Source organism: Bradyrhizobium sp. UNPA324 (assembly GCF_006658635.1).
In the GTDB taxonomy this organism is placed as follows: Bacteria; Pseudomonadota; Alphaproteobacteria; order Rhizobiales; family Xanthobacteraceae; genus Bradyrhizobium; species Bradyrhizobium nanningense.
Window position 1 is genome coordinate 5,049,285 of the sequence record NZ_LFJD01000004.1, and the last position, 17,951, is coordinate 5,067,235.

19 protein-coding genes are annotated in these 17,951 nt (G+C 64.5%); 10 read left to right on the top strand and 9 right to left on the bottom strand.

Translation table 11 applies throughout. The features are described from left to right. Nucleotides 1-19 precede the first annotated feature (19 nt). Both UNPA324_RS24215 and UNPA324_RS24220 read right to left on the bottom strand, forming a co-directional pair. Nucleotides 20-247, bottom strand: a complete 228-nt coding sequence (locus UNPA324_RS24215; protein WP_128916758.1) for a hypothetical protein — start codon at nucleotides 245-247, stop codon at nucleotides 20-22. 95 nt (nucleotides 248-342) lie between these two features. Beyond that, nucleotides 343-795, bottom strand: coding sequence for a hypothetical protein (locus UNPA324_RS24220; protein WP_128917159.1), 453 nt, complete (start codon nucleotides 793-795; stop codon nucleotides 343-345). 159 nt (nucleotides 796-954) lie between these two features. On the opposite strand from UNPA324_RS24220, the gene UNPA324_RS24225 reads away from it, so the two are divergent. Together UNPA324_RS24225 and hpaD are read left to right on the top strand one after the other, a co-directional pair. Next, nucleotides 955-1,227 (top strand): helix-turn-helix domain-containing protein, encoded by a 273-nt coding sequence (locus UNPA324_RS24225; RefSeq protein WP_128916759.1) that lies wholly within the window; start codon nucleotides 955-957, stop codon nucleotides 1,225-1,227. Between the two features lie 18 nt (nucleotides 1,228-1,245). Further along, on the top strand, nucleotides 1,246-2,100 hold the full coding sequence (gene hpaD / locus UNPA324_RS24230; RefSeq protein ID WP_141936299.1) for a 3,4-dihydroxyphenylacetate 2,3-dioxygenase: 855 nt from the start codon (nucleotides 1,246-1,248) through the stop codon (nucleotides 2,098-2,100). Between the two features lie 9 nt (nucleotides 2,101-2,109). Here hpaD and UNPA324_RS24235 read toward each other — a convergent pair whose 3' ends face one another. Together UNPA324_RS24235 and UNPA324_RS24240 are read right to left on the bottom strand one after the other, a co-directional pair. Beyond that, entirely contained in the window at nucleotides 2,110-3,342 is a 1,233-nt protein-coding gene (locus tag UNPA324_RS24235; protein WP_128916761.1) for an aminotransferase-like domain-containing protein, read from the bottom strand. An 88-nt stretch (nucleotides 3,343-3,430) separates the two neighbouring features. Continuing rightward, the gene (locus tag UNPA324_RS24240; protein ID WP_164935904.1) at nucleotides 3,431-3,958 is read right to left on the bottom strand and encodes a DUF3124 domain-containing protein; all 528 of its coding nucleotides are present in this window, start codon (nucleotides 3,956-3,958) and stop codon (nucleotides 3,431-3,433) included. 67 nt (nucleotides 3,959-4,025) lie between these two features. On the opposite strand from UNPA324_RS24240, the gene UNPA324_RS24245 reads away from it, so the two are divergent. The 4 genes from UNPA324_RS24245 to UNPA324_RS24260 all read left to right on the top strand — a co-directional run bounded on the left by UNPA324_RS24245 (nucleotide 4,026) and on the right by UNPA324_RS24260 (nucleotide 9,403). Next, nucleotides 4,026-5,756, top strand: coding sequence for a cation:proton antiporter domain-containing protein (locus UNPA324_RS24245; protein WP_141936300.1), 1,731 nt, complete (start codon nucleotides 4,026-4,028; stop codon nucleotides 5,754-5,756). A gap of 176 nt (nucleotides 5,757-5,932) precedes the next feature. Continuing rightward, a complete protein-coding gene (gene ribB / locus UNPA324_RS24250; protein WP_128916764.1) occupies nucleotides 5,933-7,009 on the top strand; it encodes a 3,4-dihydroxy-2-butanone-4-phosphate synthase in 1,077 nt (358 codons plus the stop codon). 127 nt (nucleotides 7,010-7,136) lie between these two features. Continuing rightward, nucleotides 7,137-8,351, top strand: a complete 1,215-nt coding sequence (locus tag UNPA324_RS24255; RefSeq protein ID WP_141936302.1) for an acyl-CoA dehydrogenase — start codon at nucleotides 7,137-7,139, stop codon at nucleotides 8,349-8,351. Nucleotides 8,352-8,485: 134 nt separating this feature from the next. After that, on the top strand, nucleotides 8,486-9,403 hold the full coding sequence (locus UNPA324_RS24260) for an MBL fold metallo-hydrolase (protein ID WP_141936304.1): 918 nt from the start codon (nucleotides 8,486-8,488) through the stop codon (nucleotides 9,401-9,403). A 72-nt stretch (nucleotides 9,404-9,475) separates the two neighbouring features. Here the strand turns inward: UNPA324_RS24260 and UNPA324_RS24265 are convergent, their stop codons facing one another. Then, the gene (locus UNPA324_RS24265) at nucleotides 9,476-10,330 is read right to left on the bottom strand and encodes a DUF1499 domain-containing protein (RefSeq protein ID WP_128916767.1); all 855 of its coding nucleotides are present in this window, start codon (nucleotides 10,328-10,330) and stop codon (nucleotides 9,476-9,478) included. A 227-nt stretch (nucleotides 10,331-10,557) separates the two neighbouring features. Beyond that, on the bottom strand, nucleotides 10,558-12,186 hold the full coding sequence (locus UNPA324_RS24270) for a fatty-acid--CoA ligase (protein WP_141936306.1): 1,629 nt from the start codon (nucleotides 12,184-12,186) through the stop codon (nucleotides 10,558-10,560). Nucleotides 12,187-12,251: 65 nt separating this feature from the next. Between UNPA324_RS24270 and UNPA324_RS24275 the strand changes: the two genes are divergently transcribed. Next, nucleotides 12,252-13,349, top strand: a complete 1,098-nt coding sequence (locus UNPA324_RS24275; protein ID WP_128916769.1) for an extensin family protein — start codon at nucleotides 12,252-12,254, stop codon at nucleotides 13,347-13,349. Between the two features lie 38 nt (nucleotides 13,350-13,387). Here the strand turns inward: UNPA324_RS24275 and UNPA324_RS24280 are convergent, their stop codons facing one another. Continuing rightward, on the bottom strand, nucleotides 13,388-14,074 hold the full coding sequence (locus UNPA324_RS24280) for a L,D-transpeptidase (protein ID WP_128916770.1): 687 nt from the start codon (nucleotides 14,072-14,074) through the stop codon (nucleotides 13,388-13,390). A 335-nt stretch (nucleotides 14,075-14,409) separates the two neighbouring features. Here UNPA324_RS24280 and UNPA324_RS24285 point away from each other — a divergent pair, with 335 nt between their 5' ends. After that, nucleotides 14,410-15,387, top strand: coding sequence for a magnesium transporter CorA family protein (locus tag UNPA324_RS24285; RefSeq protein WP_128916771.1), 978 nt, complete (start codon nucleotides 14,410-14,412; stop codon nucleotides 15,385-15,387). 206 nt (nucleotides 15,388-15,593) lie between these two features. Continuing rightward, on the top strand, nucleotides 15,594-15,812 hold the full coding sequence (locus UNPA324_RS24290) for a hypothetical protein (RefSeq protein WP_128916772.1): 219 nt from the start codon (nucleotides 15,594-15,596) through the stop codon (nucleotides 15,810-15,812). A gap of 144 nt (nucleotides 15,813-15,956) precedes the next feature. On the opposite strand, the gene UNPA324_RS24295 is transcribed toward UNPA324_RS24290, so the two are convergent. Beyond that, on the bottom strand, nucleotides 15,957-16,709 hold the full coding sequence (locus tag UNPA324_RS24295) for an SDR family NAD(P)-dependent oxidoreductase (RefSeq protein WP_128916773.1): 753 nt from the start codon (nucleotides 16,707-16,709) through the stop codon (nucleotides 15,957-15,959). Between the two features lie 50 nt (nucleotides 16,710-16,759). Next, nucleotides 16,760-17,401 carry a pyridoxamine 5'-phosphate oxidase gene (gene pdxH, locus UNPA324_RS24300; protein ID WP_141936308.1) on the bottom strand — a complete coding sequence of 214 codons (642 nt, stop codon included), beginning with the start codon at nucleotides 17,399-17,401 and terminating at the stop codon, nucleotides 16,760-16,762. Between pdxH and UNPA324_RS24305 the strand changes: the two genes are divergently transcribed. Next, nucleotides 17,359-17,922 carry an RT0821/Lpp0805 family surface protein gene (locus UNPA324_RS24305; protein WP_128916775.1) on the top strand — a complete coding sequence of 188 codons (564 nt, stop codon included), beginning with the start codon at nucleotides 17,359-17,361 and terminating at the stop codon, nucleotides 17,920-17,922. The genes pdxH and UNPA324_RS24305 overlap by 43 nt on opposite strands. The last annotated feature ends 29 nt before the right edge of the window (nucleotides 17,923-17,951 follow it).

A 17,951-nucleotide genomic window follows, 5' to 3' on the forward strand; every position in this document is an offset into this window, starting at 1 on the left:
TTCCACGTTGCGCTCTGAATTAGTCCCAGTGATGGTGGCTGCGCTTGACCACGACGACCCTGTCGCCATGGTGACGCCAGCCGCGATGCCAGCCATAGTCGCGATGCTCGCGGAATTCGGCGCGGGCGCCGTACGGCCCGTGATGATGATAGCCGCGCTTGATCACCACCGTCTCCGCGCTTGCCAACGTCGGCGCCGCGATCACGAGCGCGCCCAGGGCCGCAACCACATAACCAAGCTTCTTCATGATGTCCTCCTCCAATCGAATGCACATCTAAACCGGGCATTCACGCGAACGTTCCGGGCGAATCGCAGGAGAATTCTGAACAGCTGTTCAGGTGACTATTCGCAACGCTGTTGTGTCGGCGTCGGGGCGCCCGTCGCGACGTATTTGCCGTCCCGGATCGTGTACTCGCCGCGCTCGCTGCGATTGTAGATCGCGCGCAGGCTGCCGTCCTTTAGGAGCAGCAGCCCGAACTCACGCGCCTGGCGCAGCGAGGGGAAGTACACCATCACATTGAGCAAGCCCTCGGCGTTGACCGTGGCCGACACCACCTCGCTCTCGTCCCTGGCCTCGCCGAAATTGCGCCGGTACATCACCCGGCCGTCCTGCCGGATCTCGTAGGTCAGCAGCGCGCCCTTGTCGCGGTCGGGCCGGGCGGCGCAGTCGACCGCCCATGATCCGAGCAGGCCCCATTGCTCGACCGTCGCGGCCAGTGTCTCGGCACCCGCCGCGGGGGCGATCGCCGCCCACAGTAGGGCAGCCGCGATCCAGCGGCTCATACAACGCGTCATGTCCTGAAGAAACCCCGCCTCGAAGAATTCCAAAGTGTAGCATCCCGCCCGCTTCCGTCCATGGCAGCCGCCGATCGCTCGCGAATTTGATCCGCGTCAATGAGGGCGGTCTTTTCCCGCGTAAGATGACGCTTCCCGAAGGCGAACCTGGATAGACCAATGCTGAATCAAGTCATGGATTTTGCGGGCGAAGTGCTGCCGGGGAGCTGTGCCGTGCCGCCTTATTCCGAGACCGAGTTTCTGACCGAGCTGGGCGATCGCCTGCGGTCCTCGCGCATGCGCTGCGACCTGTCGCGCCGCGAGCTGGCCCGTCGTTCGGGGATTTCCGAGCGCTATATCGCCCAGATCGAGGCCGGCAAGGGCAACGTCTCGATCGTCCTGTTGCTGCGGCTGGCCTCCGCGATCCACGGCAGTCAGCCCCAGGCGGCCTGACATTTCGAGGTGACCGCCATGGGGCAGCTCGTACTCGCCGCCAAGGTCACCCACGTTCCATCATTGATGCTGTCGGAGCAACCCGGCAGCCCGTTGCGCGCCGCGCGCGAGCCGGCGGTCAGGTCCTTGCGCGAACTGGGCCGGCGGGCCAAAGAGCGCGGCGTGACCTGCTTCGTGGTGTTCGACACCCACTGGCTCTCCAATTTCGGCTACCACATCAATGCCAATGCGCGGCATCGCGGCTCGTTCACGAGCCACGAGGCGCCGCAAATGATCCAGGATCTGCGCTACGATCTGCCGGGCGATACGGGCTTGGCGAAAGCCATCGCTGATAGGGCCGGGGATGCGGGCCTGAACGTGATCGCCCATCAGGTGGCGAGCCTCGGGCTCGAATACGGCACGATCGTGCCGATGCACTATATGAACCCGGACGGCTTCGCGAAGGTCGTCTCGGTGGCCTCGCCGCTCTTCACCTCATTCGAGGAGAGCCGGATCCTCGGTGAAGCGACCCGCCGGGCGATCGATGCATCCGATGAACGGGTCGCCGTCATCGCCAGCGGTTCGCTCTCGCATCGGCTCTGGCCGAACAAGAAGCTGGGCCCCGAGGCGTGGACCTCAATCGCCAGCGAGTTCAACCGCCAGGTCGACCTGCGCGTGCTCGAGCTGTGGCAGAGCCGCCGCTATCGCGAATTTCTCGACATGCTTCCGGACTACGCCACCAAGTGCAACGGCGAGGGCGGCATGGCCGACGCCATCATGCTGTTCGCCGCGCTCGGCTGGTACGACTATTGCGGCGCCGCCGAGCAGCTTTGCGACTATTTTCCGTCCTCCGGCTCCGGCCAGGTCAACGTGGAATTTCACGTCGAGGCGTGAGGCGGCGCCTCAGGCCCGCTTCTCCACGTTGGCGCTGCGGGCCGGCACGCCGAATTCCTTGCGGCAGACCTCGGCCAGCACGGCGACGCCCTCGCGGATCTGCTGATGCGTCGGACTCGCAAAGCACAGCCTGAGCCGCGAGCTGGAATGGCCCTTGTTGGTCGACCATTCCGGCCCCGGATTGATCGAGACGCCCGCCGCGAGCGCGGCCTGATACAGCTTCAGCGCATCGACCTGGTCGGGCAGCTTCACCCAGAGGAAGATGCCGCCCTTGGGCTCCTCGAACTCGGCGGCCGTGCCGAACTGCTCGTTCAGCGCTTCCATCAGTGTGTCGAGCTTGGTGCGCAGAGCCTTGGTCAGAGCCGGCACGTGGCTTGCGAAATGCGGTTTGCAATACGCCGCCAGCACCATCTGCTCCAGCGCGCCTGAGCCGGCATCCGTCTTCAGCGCCAGCATCCGCGACATCACATCCCAGGGCGCGACGATGAAGCCGACGCGCAGCGCCGGCGCGATCGATTTCGAGAACGAGCCGATATGGATCACGCCGCCGTTCGGGCTCATCGCGTAGATCGCCGGCGGCCGCTGCCCCGACCAGACGAGGTCGGCATAGCAATCGTCCTCGAAGATGGGCACACCATACTCGGTTGCGAGCCGTACCAGCTCGGCGCGGCGGCTCTCCGGCATGATGCTGCCGGTCGGGTTCTGGACGGTCGGAATGGTGTAGACGTATTTCGGGCGGATGCCGCGGCTCTTCAGATCGGCCAGCGTCGCGGCCAGCAGGTCCATGCGCATGCCGTCCTTGTCGAGGGGGACGCCGACCACGTTGACACCGAGCCGGGCCAGCCGGGTCAGCGAGCCCTGATAGCTGTCCTGCTCGAAGATCACGGTGTCGCCGCGGGTCAGCAGCGTCGCGTTGACGAGGTCGAGCGCCTGCAGCGAGCCGGAGACGATCAGGAGATCGTCGACGGTGCAGGTGAAGCCGGCATCGCGCTTGAGCTTGGTGACCAGGAATTCGCGCAGAGGCAGGTAACCCTGCGGGCCATGTGCCAGCCCGTAAGTGGCGAGCGAGCGGCCCTCTCGCCGCAGGACCGTGTTGGTCGCTTCGATCAACTCGTCGAGCGGCACTTGTTCGGAATCGTTGTTGCCGCCGACGAAGCTGTATTTGGCAAGGCCTGTCCAGCGCGCAGAGGGGGCCGGCAGCCCTGCCGGAAACAGGGGCGCGAAATCGAAGCTGGACGTCATGGGGCGTTCCTCGTTTCTGTTCTTGTTGAGCCGGCCGGCGTTGCACCGGCCAGCCTTACTTCCTGCCAGCCGTCCGGGTCGGACGGCCTTACTTTTTTGTGGCCGTCCGGGTCGGACGTCCCTGGCTGATGAAAGCGTAGTGCGCATTGGCGACGCCGCCAACCATCAGGGCCTCGACCACGGGCTCGGCGATCTCGCCAGTCGCGGCCCAGTCGACCAGGAAATTGGCCCCGGTCCCGCCACGCACGTCGTCGGTCGGAATGAAGATCGAGACGGTGGCCAGCGGCTGCAAGGCCACCGGCGCTTTCAGATAGCTCTCGACCTGCTTGCCTGCGGTGTCGAAATAGGCGATGCGTTTGATCACCAGCGGCTGGGTCTCGGAGGCGTTGTGAACACTCAAGGTCACCGAGAAGTCGACGCGCAGCTTGCCCTGGCTCATCGCGACGCTGGAGTAAGCGGGCACGTAGAACCCGCCGGAGACGGCGAGCTCCTCCTTCGGCATTGCGGTGAGGGAATCGGCAAAGTTCTGTTCGATATTGACCTTGGATTGTGCGGCGGCCGGCACGGCGAAGGCGAGGGGGCCTAGCAGCATTGCTGCGAACAGCCCTTTTCGCATGTGACGAATTGCTCGCTTGCCGCGCCGCAACCCGTCTCTAGGGTGCGGCAAAACGGACCAATTTGGTATGCACGAGCTCATTCGCGACATCACTCTCTGTATCTTGTTTGCCTGGATGCTGGGCCTGCTCGCCCATTTCTCCCGGCAGCCGCTCATCCTGGCCTATCTTATCGCCGGCTTCTTCATAGGTCCATTCGGCGCCGGCTGGGTCAAGTCGCAGGAATCGATCGGCGTCATCTCCGAGCTCGGCCTGATCTTCATGCTGTTCATGATCGGGCTGGAGATCGACCTGAAGAAGATCGTGCGGGCGGGAAAGGTGATCCTGTTCGCGGCGGGCGGCCAGCTGCTCGGCGGCTGCCTGCTCGGGGTGCTGTTCTTCGTCGGCATCGGCCTGTCGCTCGGCGGCGGGCACTTCGATGCGGTCTATCTCTGCGTCGCTTGCGCGCTGTCGAGCACCGTCATCATCGTCAAGGTGCTGTATGAGAAGCGCGAGCTCGACACGCTGCCGGGGCGCATCACGCTCGGCGTGCTGGTGCTTCAGGACATCTTCGCGATCCTGTTCCTGGCGGTGCAGCCCAGTCTTGCCAATCTGCAGGCCAGCGTCATCCTGCTCTCGATTGGCCGCGTCGCGGTGCTGGTCGCCGCCGCGCTGCTGGTCAGCCGTTATGTGCTGCCGCGGCTGTTCCACCAGATCGCCCGGCGCCCCGAGCTGATCCTGCTCGGCGCGCTGGCCTGGTGCTTTCTCGTCGCCGAGACCGCCGAACGGCTGTCGCTGTCGCGCGAGATGGGCGCCCTGATTGCCGGCGTCTCGCTCTCGACTTTTCCCTACGCGCTCGACGTCACCGCCAAGGTCACCACGCTCCGCGACTTCTTCATCACCCTGTTCTTCGTCGCGCTCGGCATGACCATTCCCGTGCCAGGTCTCTCCGTGATCGGGCTGGCGCTGATGATCGCAGCCTTCACGGTCGTGAGCCGCCTCGTCACCACCTTCACGCCGCTCTATCTGATGAAGCAGGGCTTGCGCGCCAGCCTGTTGCCGGCGCTGAACCTTGCGCAGGTCTCCGAGTTCTCGCTGGTGGTGATCCAGACCGGCGTCACCGATCACCACATTGCAGCCGAGACGGCGAACGCCACCTCCTTCGCCTTCGTGGTGCTGGCGGTGCTCTCGACCTTCGCGATGAGCCGCAGCGACGAGATCACCCGCTGGGCGATCGGTCCCTTGAAGCGGATCGGCCTGCGCGACCTCGACCACGGCAGCGGCCACGCCGAGGAGGGGCACGAGGGCGGCCACGGCGAGGCCCGCCGTATCGTCATCCTCGGCTTTTTCCGTGCGGCGAGCGCGCTGCTGGCCGAGATCGAGCGGCAGACGCCGGTCCTGCTCGAGCAGATCACCGTGGTCGATTTCAACCCCAATGTGTACCAGACCCTGCTTTCGCGCGGCCTGCACGTGATCTACGGCGATATCAGCAATGTCGATACGCTGCTCCATGCCGGTATCGGCAAATCCGAGATGATCATCCTCAGCGTGCCGGATTCGCTGCTGAAGGGGGCCACCAACGAGAAGCTGGTCCGCCACGTCCGCGCGCTCAATCCGGCCGCCCTGATCGTCTCCACCGCCGACCTCTTGGCCGACGTCGGCGCCCTCTACGAGGCCGGCGCCAACTACGTCACCGTGACCCGGCTCAGCGATGCGCACGAGCTGTTCACGGTCATTGAGGCGGCCCAGGCCGGCCTCCTGGACGACAAGCGCGCTGAGCTCGATCAACGGCTCGGCGAGCGGCGAGAAGTGTTGCCCTGAGGGTGTCTGCGCCAGCCTTTTACCCGGCCCGTCCGCGCCTATATCCCTGGTATCTTCGGTGCAAGCCTGCCCCGCCTTGGCAGGCCTGCCAGCGGCATATGCGGTTGCGTCCAGGACACTAGCGCCCCGGCCCAAGTCCGGCTAAGCCTCCCGCCATAACCGATAGAGATTGGGAAATGCCCGATAGCGTTCAGGAAGTCTTGCAGGCCTTTGCCCGGGGTGAGCTCGTCGTCGTCACCGACGACGAGGACCGCGAGGGCGAAGGCGATTTGATCGTCGCCGCCTCGCTCTGCACCGCCGAGAAGATGGCGTTCATCATCCGCCACACCTCCGGCATCGTCTGCGCGCCGGTGACCACCGAGGACGCGCGCCGCCTGCGGCTCGATCCGATGGTGGCCCACAACGATTCCGCGCACACCACCGCGTTCACGGTGTCGATCGACTACAAGCCCGACGGCGGCACCGGCATCTCCGCCGAGGAGCGCGCCTCCTGCTGCCGCGCGCTGTCCAATCCCAATGTCGGCGCCAACGATTTTGCCCGGCCCGGCCACATCTTCCCGCTGATTGCCAAGGATGGCGGCGTGCTCTTGCGCTCGGGCCATACCGAGGCCGCCGTCGATCTCTGCAAGCTCTCCGGCCTGCCGCCGGTCGGCGTCATCAGCGAATTGATGAACGACGACGGCAGCGTGATGAAGGGCGAGCAGGTCGCGCAGTTCGCGGCCAGGCACAAGCTGAAGCACGTCACCATCGCGGACATGATCGCCTATCGCCAGGCGCGCGAGAAGCTGATCGAGCGGGTCTCGACCTTCGTCACCGAAAGCCCGATCGGACCGCTGCAAGGCTATGCCTACCGTTCGCCGTTCGATTCCATCGCCCACGTCGCGTTCGTCTACAACGGCGTCGGTGACGGCAAGAACGTGCTGACGCGCTTCCACAAGCCGAACATCGTCAGGGACACCTTCACCGGCCACAAGCGCATGGCGGCCGTGCTCGAGCATTTCAAGAAATCCGGCCGTGGCGTTCTGGTCTACTTGCGCGATGGCGCGGCCGGTGTCCCCGTGGCGCCGCTGCCGGACGAGTCGGCGACGGAGGCCGACCGCAACCGCCAGTGGCGCGAGGTCGGCGTCGGCGCGCAGATATTGCGCGACCTCGGCGTCACCTCGATCCGGCATCTCACCTCCTCGGTGCACGACTACAAGGGCCTGTCGGGCTTCGGCATCGAGATCGTCGCCAACGAGCAGCTCGAAAGCTGACAACGGCATTTCCGGTTCGCGTTGTTGCGCGACCCGGAAGGACCGCACCAGGACGCAATTGCACTTGTTGCCGCGGCGCTCTAGTTTGTCGGGCAAATTTTGACGGAACCAGACGAAAGGACGTTTCATGAGCGTGCGCCCTCAGGCCAAGGACAAGCCGGCTGCGGCTTCTTTCCAGTGGGACGATCCGTTCCTGCTCGACGAGCAGCTGACCGAAGACGAGCGCATGGTGCGCGACACCGCCCGCGCCTACGCCCAGGACAAGTTGCTGCCGCGCGTCACCAAGGCCTATCTCGAAGAGACGACGGATCGCGAGATCTTCAACGAGATGGGTGAGCTCGGCCTGATCGGCATCACGCTGCCGGAGGAATATGGCTGCGCCAATGCGAGCTACGTCGCCTATGGCCTGGTCGCACGCGAGATCGAGCGGGTCGATTCCGGCTACCGCTCGATGAACTCGGTGCAGTCCTCGCTGGTGATGTACCCGATCTACGCCTATGGCGACGAGAACCAGCGCAAGAAGTACCTGCCGAAGCTCGCCAGCGGCGAGTGGGTCGGCTGCTTCGGCCTGACCGAGCCGGACGCGGGCTCCGATCCGGCCGGCATGAAGACGCGCGCCGAGAAGGTCTCGGACGGCTATCGCCTCACCGGAAGCAAGATGTGGATCTCGAACGCGCCGATCGCCGACGTGTTCGTGATCTGGGCCAAGTCGGCCGCGCACGACAACCAGATCCGCGGCTTCGTGCTGGAGAAGGGCATGAAGGGCCTGTCCGCACCGAAGATCGGCGGCAAGCTCTCGCTTCGCGCCTCCATCACCGGCGAGGTCGTGATGGACGGCGTCGTGGTTCCCGAAGACGCGCTGCTGCCCAACGTCTCGGGCCTGAAGGGTCCGTTCGGCTGTCTCAACCGCGCCCGCTACGGCATCTCCTGGGGCGCGCTCGGCGCGGCCGAGGACTGCATGCATCGCGCCCGCCAGTACACGCTCGACCGCAAGCAGTTCGGAAAGCCGCTCGCCGCAACCCAGCTCGTGCAGAAGAAGCTCGCGGACATGGAGACCGAGATCGCGCTGGGTCTTCAGGGCTCGCTTCGCGTCGGCCGCCTGATGGATGAGGGCAAGTTCGCGCCCGAGATGATCTCGATCATGAAGCGCAACAATTGCGGCAAGGCCCTCGACATCGCCCGCACCGCCCGCGACATGCACGGCGGCAACGGCATCTCGATCGAGTACCACGTGATGCGCCACGTCCATAACCTAGAAACGGTCAACACCTACGAGGGCACCCACGACGTCCACGCCCTGATCCTAGGCCGCGCGATCACGGGCATTCAGGCATTTTTCTGATTTGGCTCTTCGTCATTCCGGGGCGATGCGAAGCATCGAACCCGGAATCTCGGAGCCGCATAGCTCGTGTTCGCCGAGATTCCGGGGTCGCCCTTTGGGCGCCCCGGAATGACGCCAAGAACAAAGAAGAAGCCATGTCCGACAACGACGACGTCCCGTTCAACCGCAATTTCCCGCTGAAGCCCGGCATCGTCGAGGAAGTCCGACCCGGCGTGCGCCGGGTGCTCTGCAACAATCCGAGCCCGTTCACCTTCACTGGCACGGTCAGCTACATCGTAGGCCAAGGCAATGTCGCGATCATCGATCCCGGTCCGGACGATGAGGCGCATGCGGCTGCTCTGCTCGATGCCGTGCGCGGCGAGACAGTGAGCCATATCTTCGTCACCCACACCCATCGCGACCATTCGCCGAACACCGCACGGATCAAGCAGGCGACGGGCGCGCCGGTTTATGCCGAGGGTCCGCACCGGGCCTCGCGGCCGCGGTTCGAGAGCGAGAAGCACAATCCGGAATCGGGCGCCGACCGCGATTTTGCACCGGACGTCAACGTCGCCCATGGCGACGTCGTCGAAGGCGACGGCTGGCGGCTCGAGGCCGTGGCGACGCCGGGGCACACCGCCAATCATCTGGCATTCGCCTGGCCGGAGCGAAAGTTCAACTTCGTCGGCGATCACGTGATGGGCTGGTCGACTTCGATCGTGGCGCCGCCTGATGGCTCGATGATCGACTACATGGACTCGCTCGACCGCCTCGCTGCACGCGAGGAAGATCTCTATTTCTCCGGCCACGGCCCGGAGATTCCCGACGGCCAGCGCTTCGTCCGCTTCCTGATCCGGCACCGCAAGGCGCGTGAGGCCTCGATCCTGCACCGCCTCGCCAAGGGCGAGACCGACATCCCGACCATGGTTCGCGCGATCTATATCGGCATCGATCCCAGGCTGACGACGGCCGCCGGCTATTCCGTGCTGGCGCATCTGGAAGATCTAGTCGCCCGCGGCGTGGTCGCGACCGAGGGCGATCCCGTGATCACGGGGACGTATCGGATGGCCTGAGGGCGAATAGCGAATGGGGAGTAGCGAGTAGGAGGCTTCCATTCGCTATTCGCTACTCAGCATTCGCCAATTTCACTTCTTCACCGTCTTCGCCGGTGCCTTCGGCGGCGTCACCGGCGTCTTCTTCACCGGCTTCAGCGCGTCGGCATCGGCGGCGGTATTGAGATCGTCGATGAATTTCTTGACGAGCGCGGCGTTGCTGCCGAGATCGCTGTCGAAATTGCGCGAGGCCGAGCGGATATCGACGCGGGAATCATCGCCGTCCGCCACGAACCTCATCGAAATGTCCTCGCGGAAACCCATGATCGGCGTGCGGGCCACCGCTTCGATGCGGCCGATCCGGCGCGGCGGCTGCGGCGCTCGCTCGTCGATGACGATCCATTTGCGCTTGTTGACGAGCTGGAGCGCGATCGCATAGGCGCGGTCGACGGAAATCTCGAGCTCGACGGGCTCGATATCGGGGTAAAAGTGGCGCTGCTGCTCCGCCGAATAGAGGCCGGCATAGACCGCGGGATTGGTGCCATCGCCGGTGCGCAGGCGCGCCAGCGCCTCGAAACGCGGCGGGTCGATCGGGTCGGTGGTGATGTCGTAGATCGCCGGCAGTTTGCGATATTGCAGGCCCAGATAGGCGGGATAGGCGAGGATCGCTCCGTCGATCAGGAAAGCGAGCAGGATGCGCGCCATGCCGCGCGAGCCGTTCTGCCAGATCGCGGCAAAGCCGGCGAGCCCGAACAGGATCGAGAGGCCGGCGATCGCAAGCCCGCCGAAGAAGGTCGCAAGCGCCGGTTTCGGCTCCAGGAAGTCGAAGCGGACGATGATGATCGACACCACCACCGCCACCACCGCGAACACGGCCAGATTGCGCGCCCAGCTCGCGAGGCTGGACACGGGCTCCGACTGATAGGGAGCGGAAAACCTGCGGGCCATCGAGTGAGCTCTGCCGGGGTTGGCGATGCCGGCCGGTTGGGCGCGACGATGAGCCGTTGAGACCACGGCGCGGGGGCAAATTCAAGGGATACCGGGCTGTTACGGCCCGTCATTCCGGGGCGCCCGAAGGGCGAACTCAGGTGCGCCCTGTGGCGCACCTGAGAATCTCGAGATTCTGGGTTCGATGCCGTTGGCATCGCCCCGGAATGACGGCGTGCTTGGGCCCGTTACGCTGCCGCGTTCGGGAAGCGATAATCCTTGAACTGGTCGCGTAGCGCCGTTTTCAGGATCTTGCCGGTGGCCGTGTGCGGAATACCTTCGACGAAGGCGACGTCGTCGGGCATCCACCATTTGGCGATCTTGCCGTCCATGTATTTTAGGATCTCCTCGCGCGTGGCCTGCTGGCCCTGCTTGAGCTGCACGATCAGAAGCGGCCGCTCGTCCCATTTGGGGTGGAACACGCCGATCACGGCGGCTTCCGCCACGGCCGGATGGCCGACCGCGAGATTTTCGAGGTCGATCGAGGAGATCCACTCGCCGCCGGACTTGATGACGTCCTTGGAGCGGTCGGTGATCCGCATGTAGCCGTCCTCGTCGATGGTCGAGACGTCGCCGGTGTCGAAGAAGCCGTCCTCGTCGAGGATGTTGGTGTCGACACGGTAATAGCCCTTGGCGACGGCGGGGCCGGAGACCTTGAGGCGCCCGAAGGTCTTGCCGTCCCAGGGCAGCTCCTTGCCGGCGTCGTCGGTGATCTTCATCTGCACGGCGAAGGGTGCGTAGCCCTGCATCTGCAGCACGTCGAGCCTGGCATCGCCAGTGGCATTCTGGAACGGCGGCTTCAGCGCCGCGACGCTGCCGATCGGGCTCATCTCTGTCATGCCCCAGGCGTGACGCACGTTCGAGCCCATGTCGAGGAACGCCTTGATCATCGAGCGCGGCATCGCCGAGCCGCCGCAGATCACCATCTTCAGGTCCGGCAACTTGAGATTATTGGCGGCCATGTGCTGGAGCAGCATCAGCCACACCGTCGGCACGCCGGCGGTGTGCGTCACCTTCTCGGTCGAGAGCAGCTCATAGACCGAGGCGCCGTCGAGCTTGGCGCCGGGCATTACCAGCTTGGTGCCCTGCGAGGGGGCGGAGAAGGCGATGCCCCAGCTGTTGGCATGGAACAGCGGAACCACCGGCAGCATTGTCTCGGACGCACTCGTGCCGAGGGCGTCGACATTGTTGGCCATCAGCGCGTGCAACACGTTGGAGCGATGCGAATACAGCACACCCTTGGGATCACCGGTGGTGCCGGAGGTGTAACACATCGCGGCTGCCGTGTTCTCGTCAAACTCCTTCCATTTGAATTTGCCGTCCGCTTGCGCAATCCAATCCTCGTAGGCGATCACGTTCTTGAGCGTGGTCTCAGGCATGTGCGCCTTGTCGGTGAGCACGACGTAGCGCTCCACGCTCGGCAGCTTGTCGGCGATCTTCTCCAGGATCGGAACGAAGGTGATGTCGGCCATCACGATGCGGTCCTGCGCATGGTTGATGATCCAGGCGATCTGCTCGGGGAAAAGGCGAGGATTGACGGTATGGCAGATGGCGCCGATCCCCATGATGCCGTACCACACCTCGAGATGGCGCCAGGTGTTCCAGGCGATCGTTGCGACACGGTCGCCGAGCTTGATGCCGTCGCGCTCCAGCATCTGCGAGACTTTGAGCGCGCGCTTGTGGATCTCGGCGTAAGTGGTGCGATGGATCGGTCCCTCGACCGAGCGAGTGACCACCTCTTGCTTGCCATGAATTTTGGCGGCGTGTTCGATGATCCGGTGGCAGAGCAGGGGCCAATCTTGCATCAAACCAAGCATTCCGACGTTCCTCCGAGAAAGTCGCTGGGCGCGTTGTCGCTCTCAGCGTTGGGCCAAAGATTGCCATGAGTTTTAGCCTGCCGGACTTTCGCCGCAAATGGTCTTGTCGCGGCTATATGTCCGCCGGCGCGGCGATGGTTACTGCCGCGCTCGGACTATCGCTCGTGCTGGCCGAAAGGGCAGAGGCGCGGAAATATACGTCCCCGCTGGACATATTCGGTATCGCCGCACCACGGCCGCGCACAACGGTTCATTCCGCCAAGATCCCGCTCCCCAGACCGCGCCCCAAGGAGGCGCCCAAAGCGCCGGAAGAGGCCCCGGCCGAGGCCGAGGGCAAACCTTCCCCAGACAAGCCGTCTCCCGATAAGCCAGCGGACAAGCCCGCCGAGGCCGCGGCACCGCCCGAGAAGCAGGCCTCGGCCTGCCGTCTCGCGCTGACCGAGGAGATCGCGATCGCGCCCTCGATTCCGGATATCCGCGGCCCCGGCGCCTGCGGCGGCGAGGATCTGGTGCGGCTGGAAGCCGTCGTGCTGCCGGACAAGCGCAAGGTGACGGTCAAGCCGGCGGCGATCCTTCGCTGCCCCATGGCATCCGCGATCGCCGATTGGCTGCGCAAGGACATGGTGCCGCTGGCCAGCAGCCTCGGTTCGACCATCAGCGACCTCGATAATTTCGATTCCTTCGAGTGCCGCGGCCGCAACCGCGTCGCCGGCGCGCTGCTGTCGGAGCACGGCAAGGCCAACGCCATCGACGTCCGCGCCATCAAGCTGGCCAACGGGCAGTCGATCGGCCTCACCGATCGCACCCTGTCCCGCGACGTGCGCGAGCGCGTGCTGCACTCGGTCTGCGCGCGGTTTTCCACCGTGCTCGGCCCGGGCTCGGATTGGTACCATGAGGACCATATCCATCTCGACCTGGCGCAGCGGCGCAACGACTACCGGATCTGCCAGTGGAATGTCTGGGACCCACTGCCGCAGGTCGCTCCGCTGCTGCCGGCCGAACGTCCCGAGGAGGCGCCGCCGCGCGAGGTCGCGGCCAAGCCCGAGGCCAAGGAAGGAGCTGACGACGAGGCGGTGGAGAAGGCTCCAGCGCCTGCGGAGAAGCCGGCGGCCGAGAGCAGCAAGTCCCACTCGCACAAGCCGGCAACAAAAAAGCGCCGGTGAAAACCGGCGCTCTTGGATGTCAGGGGATCAGGAGGCGATCAGTAGCTGCCCGCCTGGCCAGTTTGGCCGCTGCCGAGCGCAAGCCGCGAATTGTAGGGCGAGTCGCCGTGCTTCGGCTCGAGCACCACGACGATGGTGCCGACCTTGACCCGGCTGTAGAGGTCGATCGCGTCCTCGTTGGTCAAGCGGATGCAGCCCGACGAGATCGAGGCACCGATATATTCCGGCTGGTTGGTTCCGTGGATGCGGAACAGCGTGTCCTTGCCGCCGGAATAGAGGTACATCGCGCGGGAGCCCATCGGATTGTCCGGACCGGGCGCAACATAGGTCGGAACGCCCAGGCGTGAGATCTCGCCCGGGGTCGGATGCCAGGCCGGCCATTCGGTCATGCTGCCGACCTTGGCGATGCCGGACCAGGCCATGGCCTCTTCGCCGACGGTGATGCCGTAGCGGATCGCCTTGCCGCCATCCAGCACGTAATAGAGATAGTGATTGTCGGAATCGACCACGATCGAGCCCGGCGACTCCTTGCGGTGGTATTCGACGATGGCACGGCGGAACGGCTCCGCAACCGGGGTGTTCTCGTACCGAACCTTGGCGAGCAGTTCCTTGTCCTTCGGCTTGAAGGCTTTGGTGTCGGTCGCCTCGAAATGCGTGGCCTGCATGCAGCCCGACAGCATCAGGCCAGCGGCCAAAATCCCAAACTTAACTTTCAGCGACGACATGGTTTGGTTCCAATCAAAACAATACCGTGCGGAATGCCTGAGCTTAACGCCCAAGTTCCTCGACTCCATTAATCCCATTATCGTTGAAATCTGCCACAATTCCAGCACTGAAGCCTTTCTTCCGCGTTGCGAGAGCCCAGCTGTGGCTTTTCTGCCGCAATTTTTACGGCCCCGTGGAGGTTTTGGGGCGGGGAATGGCGGAGTGTCGATTCCGTGCCACAGTTGAGCCATGGCGTCGCCACAAATGCAAACGCTTCCTTAATGCAGTTGTCATCGTGAAACGGCCAGAATCGCGCTAAGGGCTGTCATTCTGTCGCAGGTCTCCGGAGTCGTGCATGTTTTCGGTGTTTGTTCCCTCCGAGTCCGCCCTGAAGAAGGTCGTGATCGAGGATCTTTCCGCATTGCCCGAAAGCGCTGTCTGGATCGATCTCGTCAATCCGACCGCGGCTGAGGACAAGGCGGTGGAACGGCTCGCGGGCATCGCCATCCCGACCCGGGAAGACATGCAGGAGATCGAGATCTCCAGCCGCCTCTATATCGAGAATGGCGCGCGCTACATGACCGCGACGCTGATGTGCCACTCCGATACCGACATGCCCAGGACCACGGCGGTGACCTTCATCCTCGGCGACCACCGCCTGGTGACGGTGCGCTACGATCTGCCGAAGCCGTTCGCCCTGGTCGAGGCCAAGCTGGCCCGCTCCTGCACGCCGTCCATTACCGGCGAGGCGGTGCTGATGGAACTGCTGGACGCCGTGATCGACCGTTGCGCCGACATCCTGGAGCGATGCGGCGCCGAGATCGACCAGGTCAGCCACGACATCTTCGAGCCGGAGAGCGAGCGCCACGGGCAGGCAAAGAGATATTCCCAGATCCTGATCTCGATTGGCCGCAAGGGCGACCTGACCTCGAAGGTTCGCGAAAGCCTCGTCTCGATCGGCCGCGTCGTGACGTTCCTGTCCGCGGTGGTGGAGGGCGTGAAATGGTCAAAGGACATGCGCGAGCAGCTCAAGACCATGCAGCGCGACGTGGCGTCACTGACCGACCATGCCTCCTATCTCTCCAACAAGATCACCTTCGTGCTCGACGCCATGCTGGGCGTCGTCAATCTCGAGCAGAACAACATCATCAAGCTGTTCTCGGTCATGGCCGTCGTCCTGATGCCGCCGACCCTGATCGCCTCGATCTACGGCATGAACTTCAAGGTGATGCCGGAACTCGAATGGGTGCACGGCTATCCGATGGCGCTGGTGATGATGCTGATCGCCGCGATCGTCCCGTACTGGATCTTCAAGTGGAAGAAGTGGCTCTGATCGCCTCGCGCTCTCGGAAAATAGCTACCGAGACCTTACGCCGGACGCAGAGACACGGTGAATCGTGTCGCAGAATAGATCGGGATTGAGGCGTCGCGGTGATGGGTGCACCGGGCCGCAATTCCTCCGGTAAAATTTGAGCGGTGGGCTGAACGTTTGCGCGAAACTTGTCTGCGATAAGCAGTGCGTAGCCGCGAGGAACAACCATGGTTGAAAAACACATAACGTCGCCCCGCAACGTCATCGATCTGGCGAACTACCGTCAGGTCCTGGCGAGCGGCAAGGCGTCGTCGATGTCGGCGCGGATGTGCCGGCACTGTGGTGCTCCGCTGCTCGACGGTGAGAACGACGACGACTGCTCGACTGCGTTCAGCTCGGCCGCCCCGCGGCCGCGCGACAGGTCACGTCGGATTCGAATCGATTGAGGAACGGAAGGCGAGGGCGATCCAGGTCTTGCGGCGGCGTTGTCTGGATCGCCTTGCTCCGTCCTTCGGCAAACCAGCTATCGCGTCACGATCTGCGCCGTTGAGATAAGGGTCTCGGCGATCGCGCCGTCTTTCGCGCCTTGCCTACACGTGCTGGCCGCCGTTGATGTGGATCTCGGCGCCGTTGACGTAAGAGCTGGTCTCCGTGCACAGCACGTAGATGATCTTGGCGACCTCGTCGGGCGTGCCGAGGCGGTGCATCGGGATCTGCTGCTCGACGATCTTCTCGGTACCCGGCGACAGGATCGAGGTGTCGATCTCGCCCGGGGCGATCGCGTTGACGCGCACGCCGACGCGGCCGAAATCGGAGGCCATCTCGCGCGTCAGCGAGGCGAGCGCGGCCTTCGAGGTGGCGTAGGCGGCGCCCGCGAACGGATGCACGCGCGAGCCGGCGATCGAGGTGACGTTCACGACCGAGCCCTTGGCCGCCTTCAATTCCTCGATCAGCCCGCGCGCGATCATGATCGGGGCGAAGAAATTGACGTGGAAGACATGCGTCCAGGTGTCGAGATCGGTGTCGACCGAGCCGAGCCGGGAGCCGCCGGGGCCCTTGGGCGAGATCGCAGCGTTGTTGACCAGCGCATGCAGCATGCCGCCCTCGAGCCGGTTGCGGATCTCGGCGATCGCGCGCGTGGTGTCCTGGGGATCGCCGAGGTCGACCTGGATGTGGTCCTCGGGGCCGGCGTCCCACGGGCAGTCCTCGGGGAAGGGGTGCCGCGAGCAGGTGATGACGCGCCAGCCCGCGGAGGAGAAGCGGATCACGGTGGCGTGGCCAATGCCGCGGCTGGCTCCGGTCAGGAGCAGCGTGCGGCGCGGCGCATTGGACGAATGCGGCATGGACATCTTTCAGGTCGGCCTAGAGCTCAAGACGAGGATCGAGATGAGGCTCAAGGGTACATCCGCGTCTTGGACCACTTCTGGCCGGCCGCGTCACGGCGAAATTCGATGCGGTCGTGCAGACGGAATGGGCGGTCGTGCCAGAACTCGATCCGGGAGGGCGTGATGCGCCAGCCGCTCCAGCCCGGCGGCCGCGGCACTTCGCCGATGACGTATCTGGCCGCGACTTTCGCGATGGCTTGTTCGAAAGCGAAGCGGCTCTCCAGCGCCTGCGACTGCTTGCTCGCCCAGGCGCCGATCTGGGCCTGCTTGGGCCGGGTGGCGAAATAGGCGTCGGCCTCGGCGTCCGTCACCGGCGTCACGTTGCCGCGGATGCGGACCTGACGGCGCAGCGACTTCCAGTGAAAAAGTAACGCTGCCTTAGGATTTGCGGCGAGTTCTCGGCCCTTCTGGCTGGCGATGTGACCGTAGAAGACGAAACCCTCGGTATCGAAGCCCTTCATCAGCACCATGCGCACGTCAGGCAAGCCGTCGGGGTCGACGGTTGCGAGCGCCATGGCGTTCGGATCGTTCGGCTCGCTCTTGATCGCCTCGTTCAGCCAGCTCTCGAACAGCGCAAATGGCTCGTCGGCGGCGGTGAAATCACCGGATGTTAAGGGTGTCTGGTGTTTCATCGAGGTCGTGTCGGTCATGTCTGGAGTCCGAGTTGCGTCCCGCGGCCCAAAACGCGTTGTTGTCCGCTACCGCCCTATATAGGGCATGGGGACGCGTTGGCCTATCGGCGATCCGGCCGTCAGGCTTTGTCATCACGATCATTCTCGTCGGGCTCGGGGCGGGGGGATGCAGCTTTTCCCGCAACGACCAGAGCGCCTACGCCAAGGCCGACGACAGCGACCTCACCGGCTCGATCGGGCGACCGGCGAAGGACGCCCCGCCGACCGAGACCGATCTCGCCTTCGCCCGCAACGCCGCCTCCGACGTCCTCAGCAAAGGCGACAAGGATTCCAGCCAGCATTGGGAGAATCCGGCGACCGGGGCGCGCGGCTCGGTGACGCCGATCGCGCAATCCTATGCCGCCGAGGACGGCCGCAAATGCCGCGATTTCCTGGCGAGCTACGTCAACGGGGCGACCGAGAGCTGGCTCCAGGGCGCCGGTTGCCAAAGCAGCCGTGGCCGTTGGGAGATTCATACGCTAAAGCCGTGGCGGAGCTAGGAATCGGCGCACGCCCCTAGTTGCAAAAA

What these genes read in the sequence shown, in the direction of transcription:
- UNPA324_RS24215 (WP_128916758.1), bottom strand. Translation starts at nt 247, where the DNA reads ATGAAGAAGCTTGGTTATGTGGTTGCGGCCCTGGGCGCGCTCGTGATC.
- UNPA324_RS24220 (WP_128917159.1), bottom strand. Translation starts at nt 795, where the DNA reads ATGACGCGTTGTATGAGCCGCTGGATCGCGGCTGCCCTACTGTGGGCG.
- UNPA324_RS24225 (WP_128916759.1), top strand. Translation starts at nt 955, where the DNA reads ATGCTGAATCAAGTCATGGATTTTGCGGGCGAAGTGCTGCCGGGGAGC.
- hpaD (WP_141936299.1), top strand. Translation starts at nt 1,246, where the DNA reads ATGGGGCAGCTCGTACTCGCCGCCAAGGTCACCCACGTTCCATCATTG.
- UNPA324_RS24235 (WP_128916761.1), bottom strand. Translation starts at nt 3,342, where the DNA reads ATGACGTCCAGCTTCGATTTCGCGCCCCTGTTTCCGGCAGGGCTGCCG.
- UNPA324_RS24240 (WP_164935904.1), bottom strand. Translation starts at nt 3,958, where the DNA reads ATGCGAAAAGGGCTGTTCGCAGCAATGCTGCTAGGCCCCCTCGCCTTC.
- UNPA324_RS24245 (WP_141936300.1), top strand. Translation starts at nt 4,026, where the DNA reads ATGCACGAGCTCATTCGCGACATCACTCTCTGTATCTTGTTTGCCTGG.
- ribB (WP_128916764.1), top strand. Translation starts at nt 5,933, where the DNA reads ATGCCCGATAGCGTTCAGGAAGTCTTGCAGGCCTTTGCCCGGGGTGAG.
- UNPA324_RS24255 (WP_141936302.1), top strand. Translation starts at nt 7,137, where the DNA reads ATGAGCGTGCGCCCTCAGGCCAAGGACAAGCCGGCTGCGGCTTCTTTC.
- UNPA324_RS24260 (WP_141936304.1), top strand. Translation starts at nt 8,486, where the DNA reads ATGTCCGACAACGACGACGTCCCGTTCAACCGCAATTTCCCGCTGAAG.
- UNPA324_RS24265 (WP_128916767.1), bottom strand. Translation starts at nt 10,330, where the DNA reads ATGGCCCGCAGGTTTTCCGCTCCCTATCAGTCGGAGCCCGTGTCCAGC.
- UNPA324_RS24270 (WP_141936306.1), bottom strand. Translation starts at nt 12,186, where the DNA reads ATGCTTGGTTTGATGCAAGATTGGCCCCTGCTCTGCCACCGGATCATC.
- UNPA324_RS24275 (WP_128916769.1), top strand. Translation starts at nt 12,252, where the DNA reads ATGAGTTTTAGCCTGCCGGACTTTCGCCGCAAATGGTCTTGTCGCGGC.
- UNPA324_RS24280 (WP_128916770.1), bottom strand. Translation starts at nt 14,074, where the DNA reads ATGTCGTCGCTGAAAGTTAAGTTTGGGATTTTGGCCGCTGGCCTGATG.
- UNPA324_RS24285 (WP_128916771.1), top strand. Translation starts at nt 14,410, where the DNA reads ATGTTTTCGGTGTTTGTTCCCTCCGAGTCCGCCCTGAAGAAGGTCGTG.
- UNPA324_RS24290 (WP_128916772.1), top strand. Translation starts at nt 15,594, where the DNA reads ATGGTTGAAAAACACATAACGTCGCCCCGCAACGTCATCGATCTGGCG.
- UNPA324_RS24295 (WP_128916773.1), bottom strand. Translation starts at nt 16,709, where the DNA reads ATGCCGCATTCGTCCAATGCGCCGCGCCGCACGCTGCTCCTGACCGGA.
- UNPA324_RS24305 (WP_128916775.1), top strand. Translation starts at nt 17,359, where the DNA reads ATGTTAAGGGTGTCTGGTGTTTCATCGAGGTCGTGTCGGTCATGTCTG.
- pdxH (WP_141936308.1), bottom strand. Translation starts at nt 17,401, where the DNA reads ATGACCGACACGACCTCGATGAAACACCAGACACCCTTAACATCCGGT.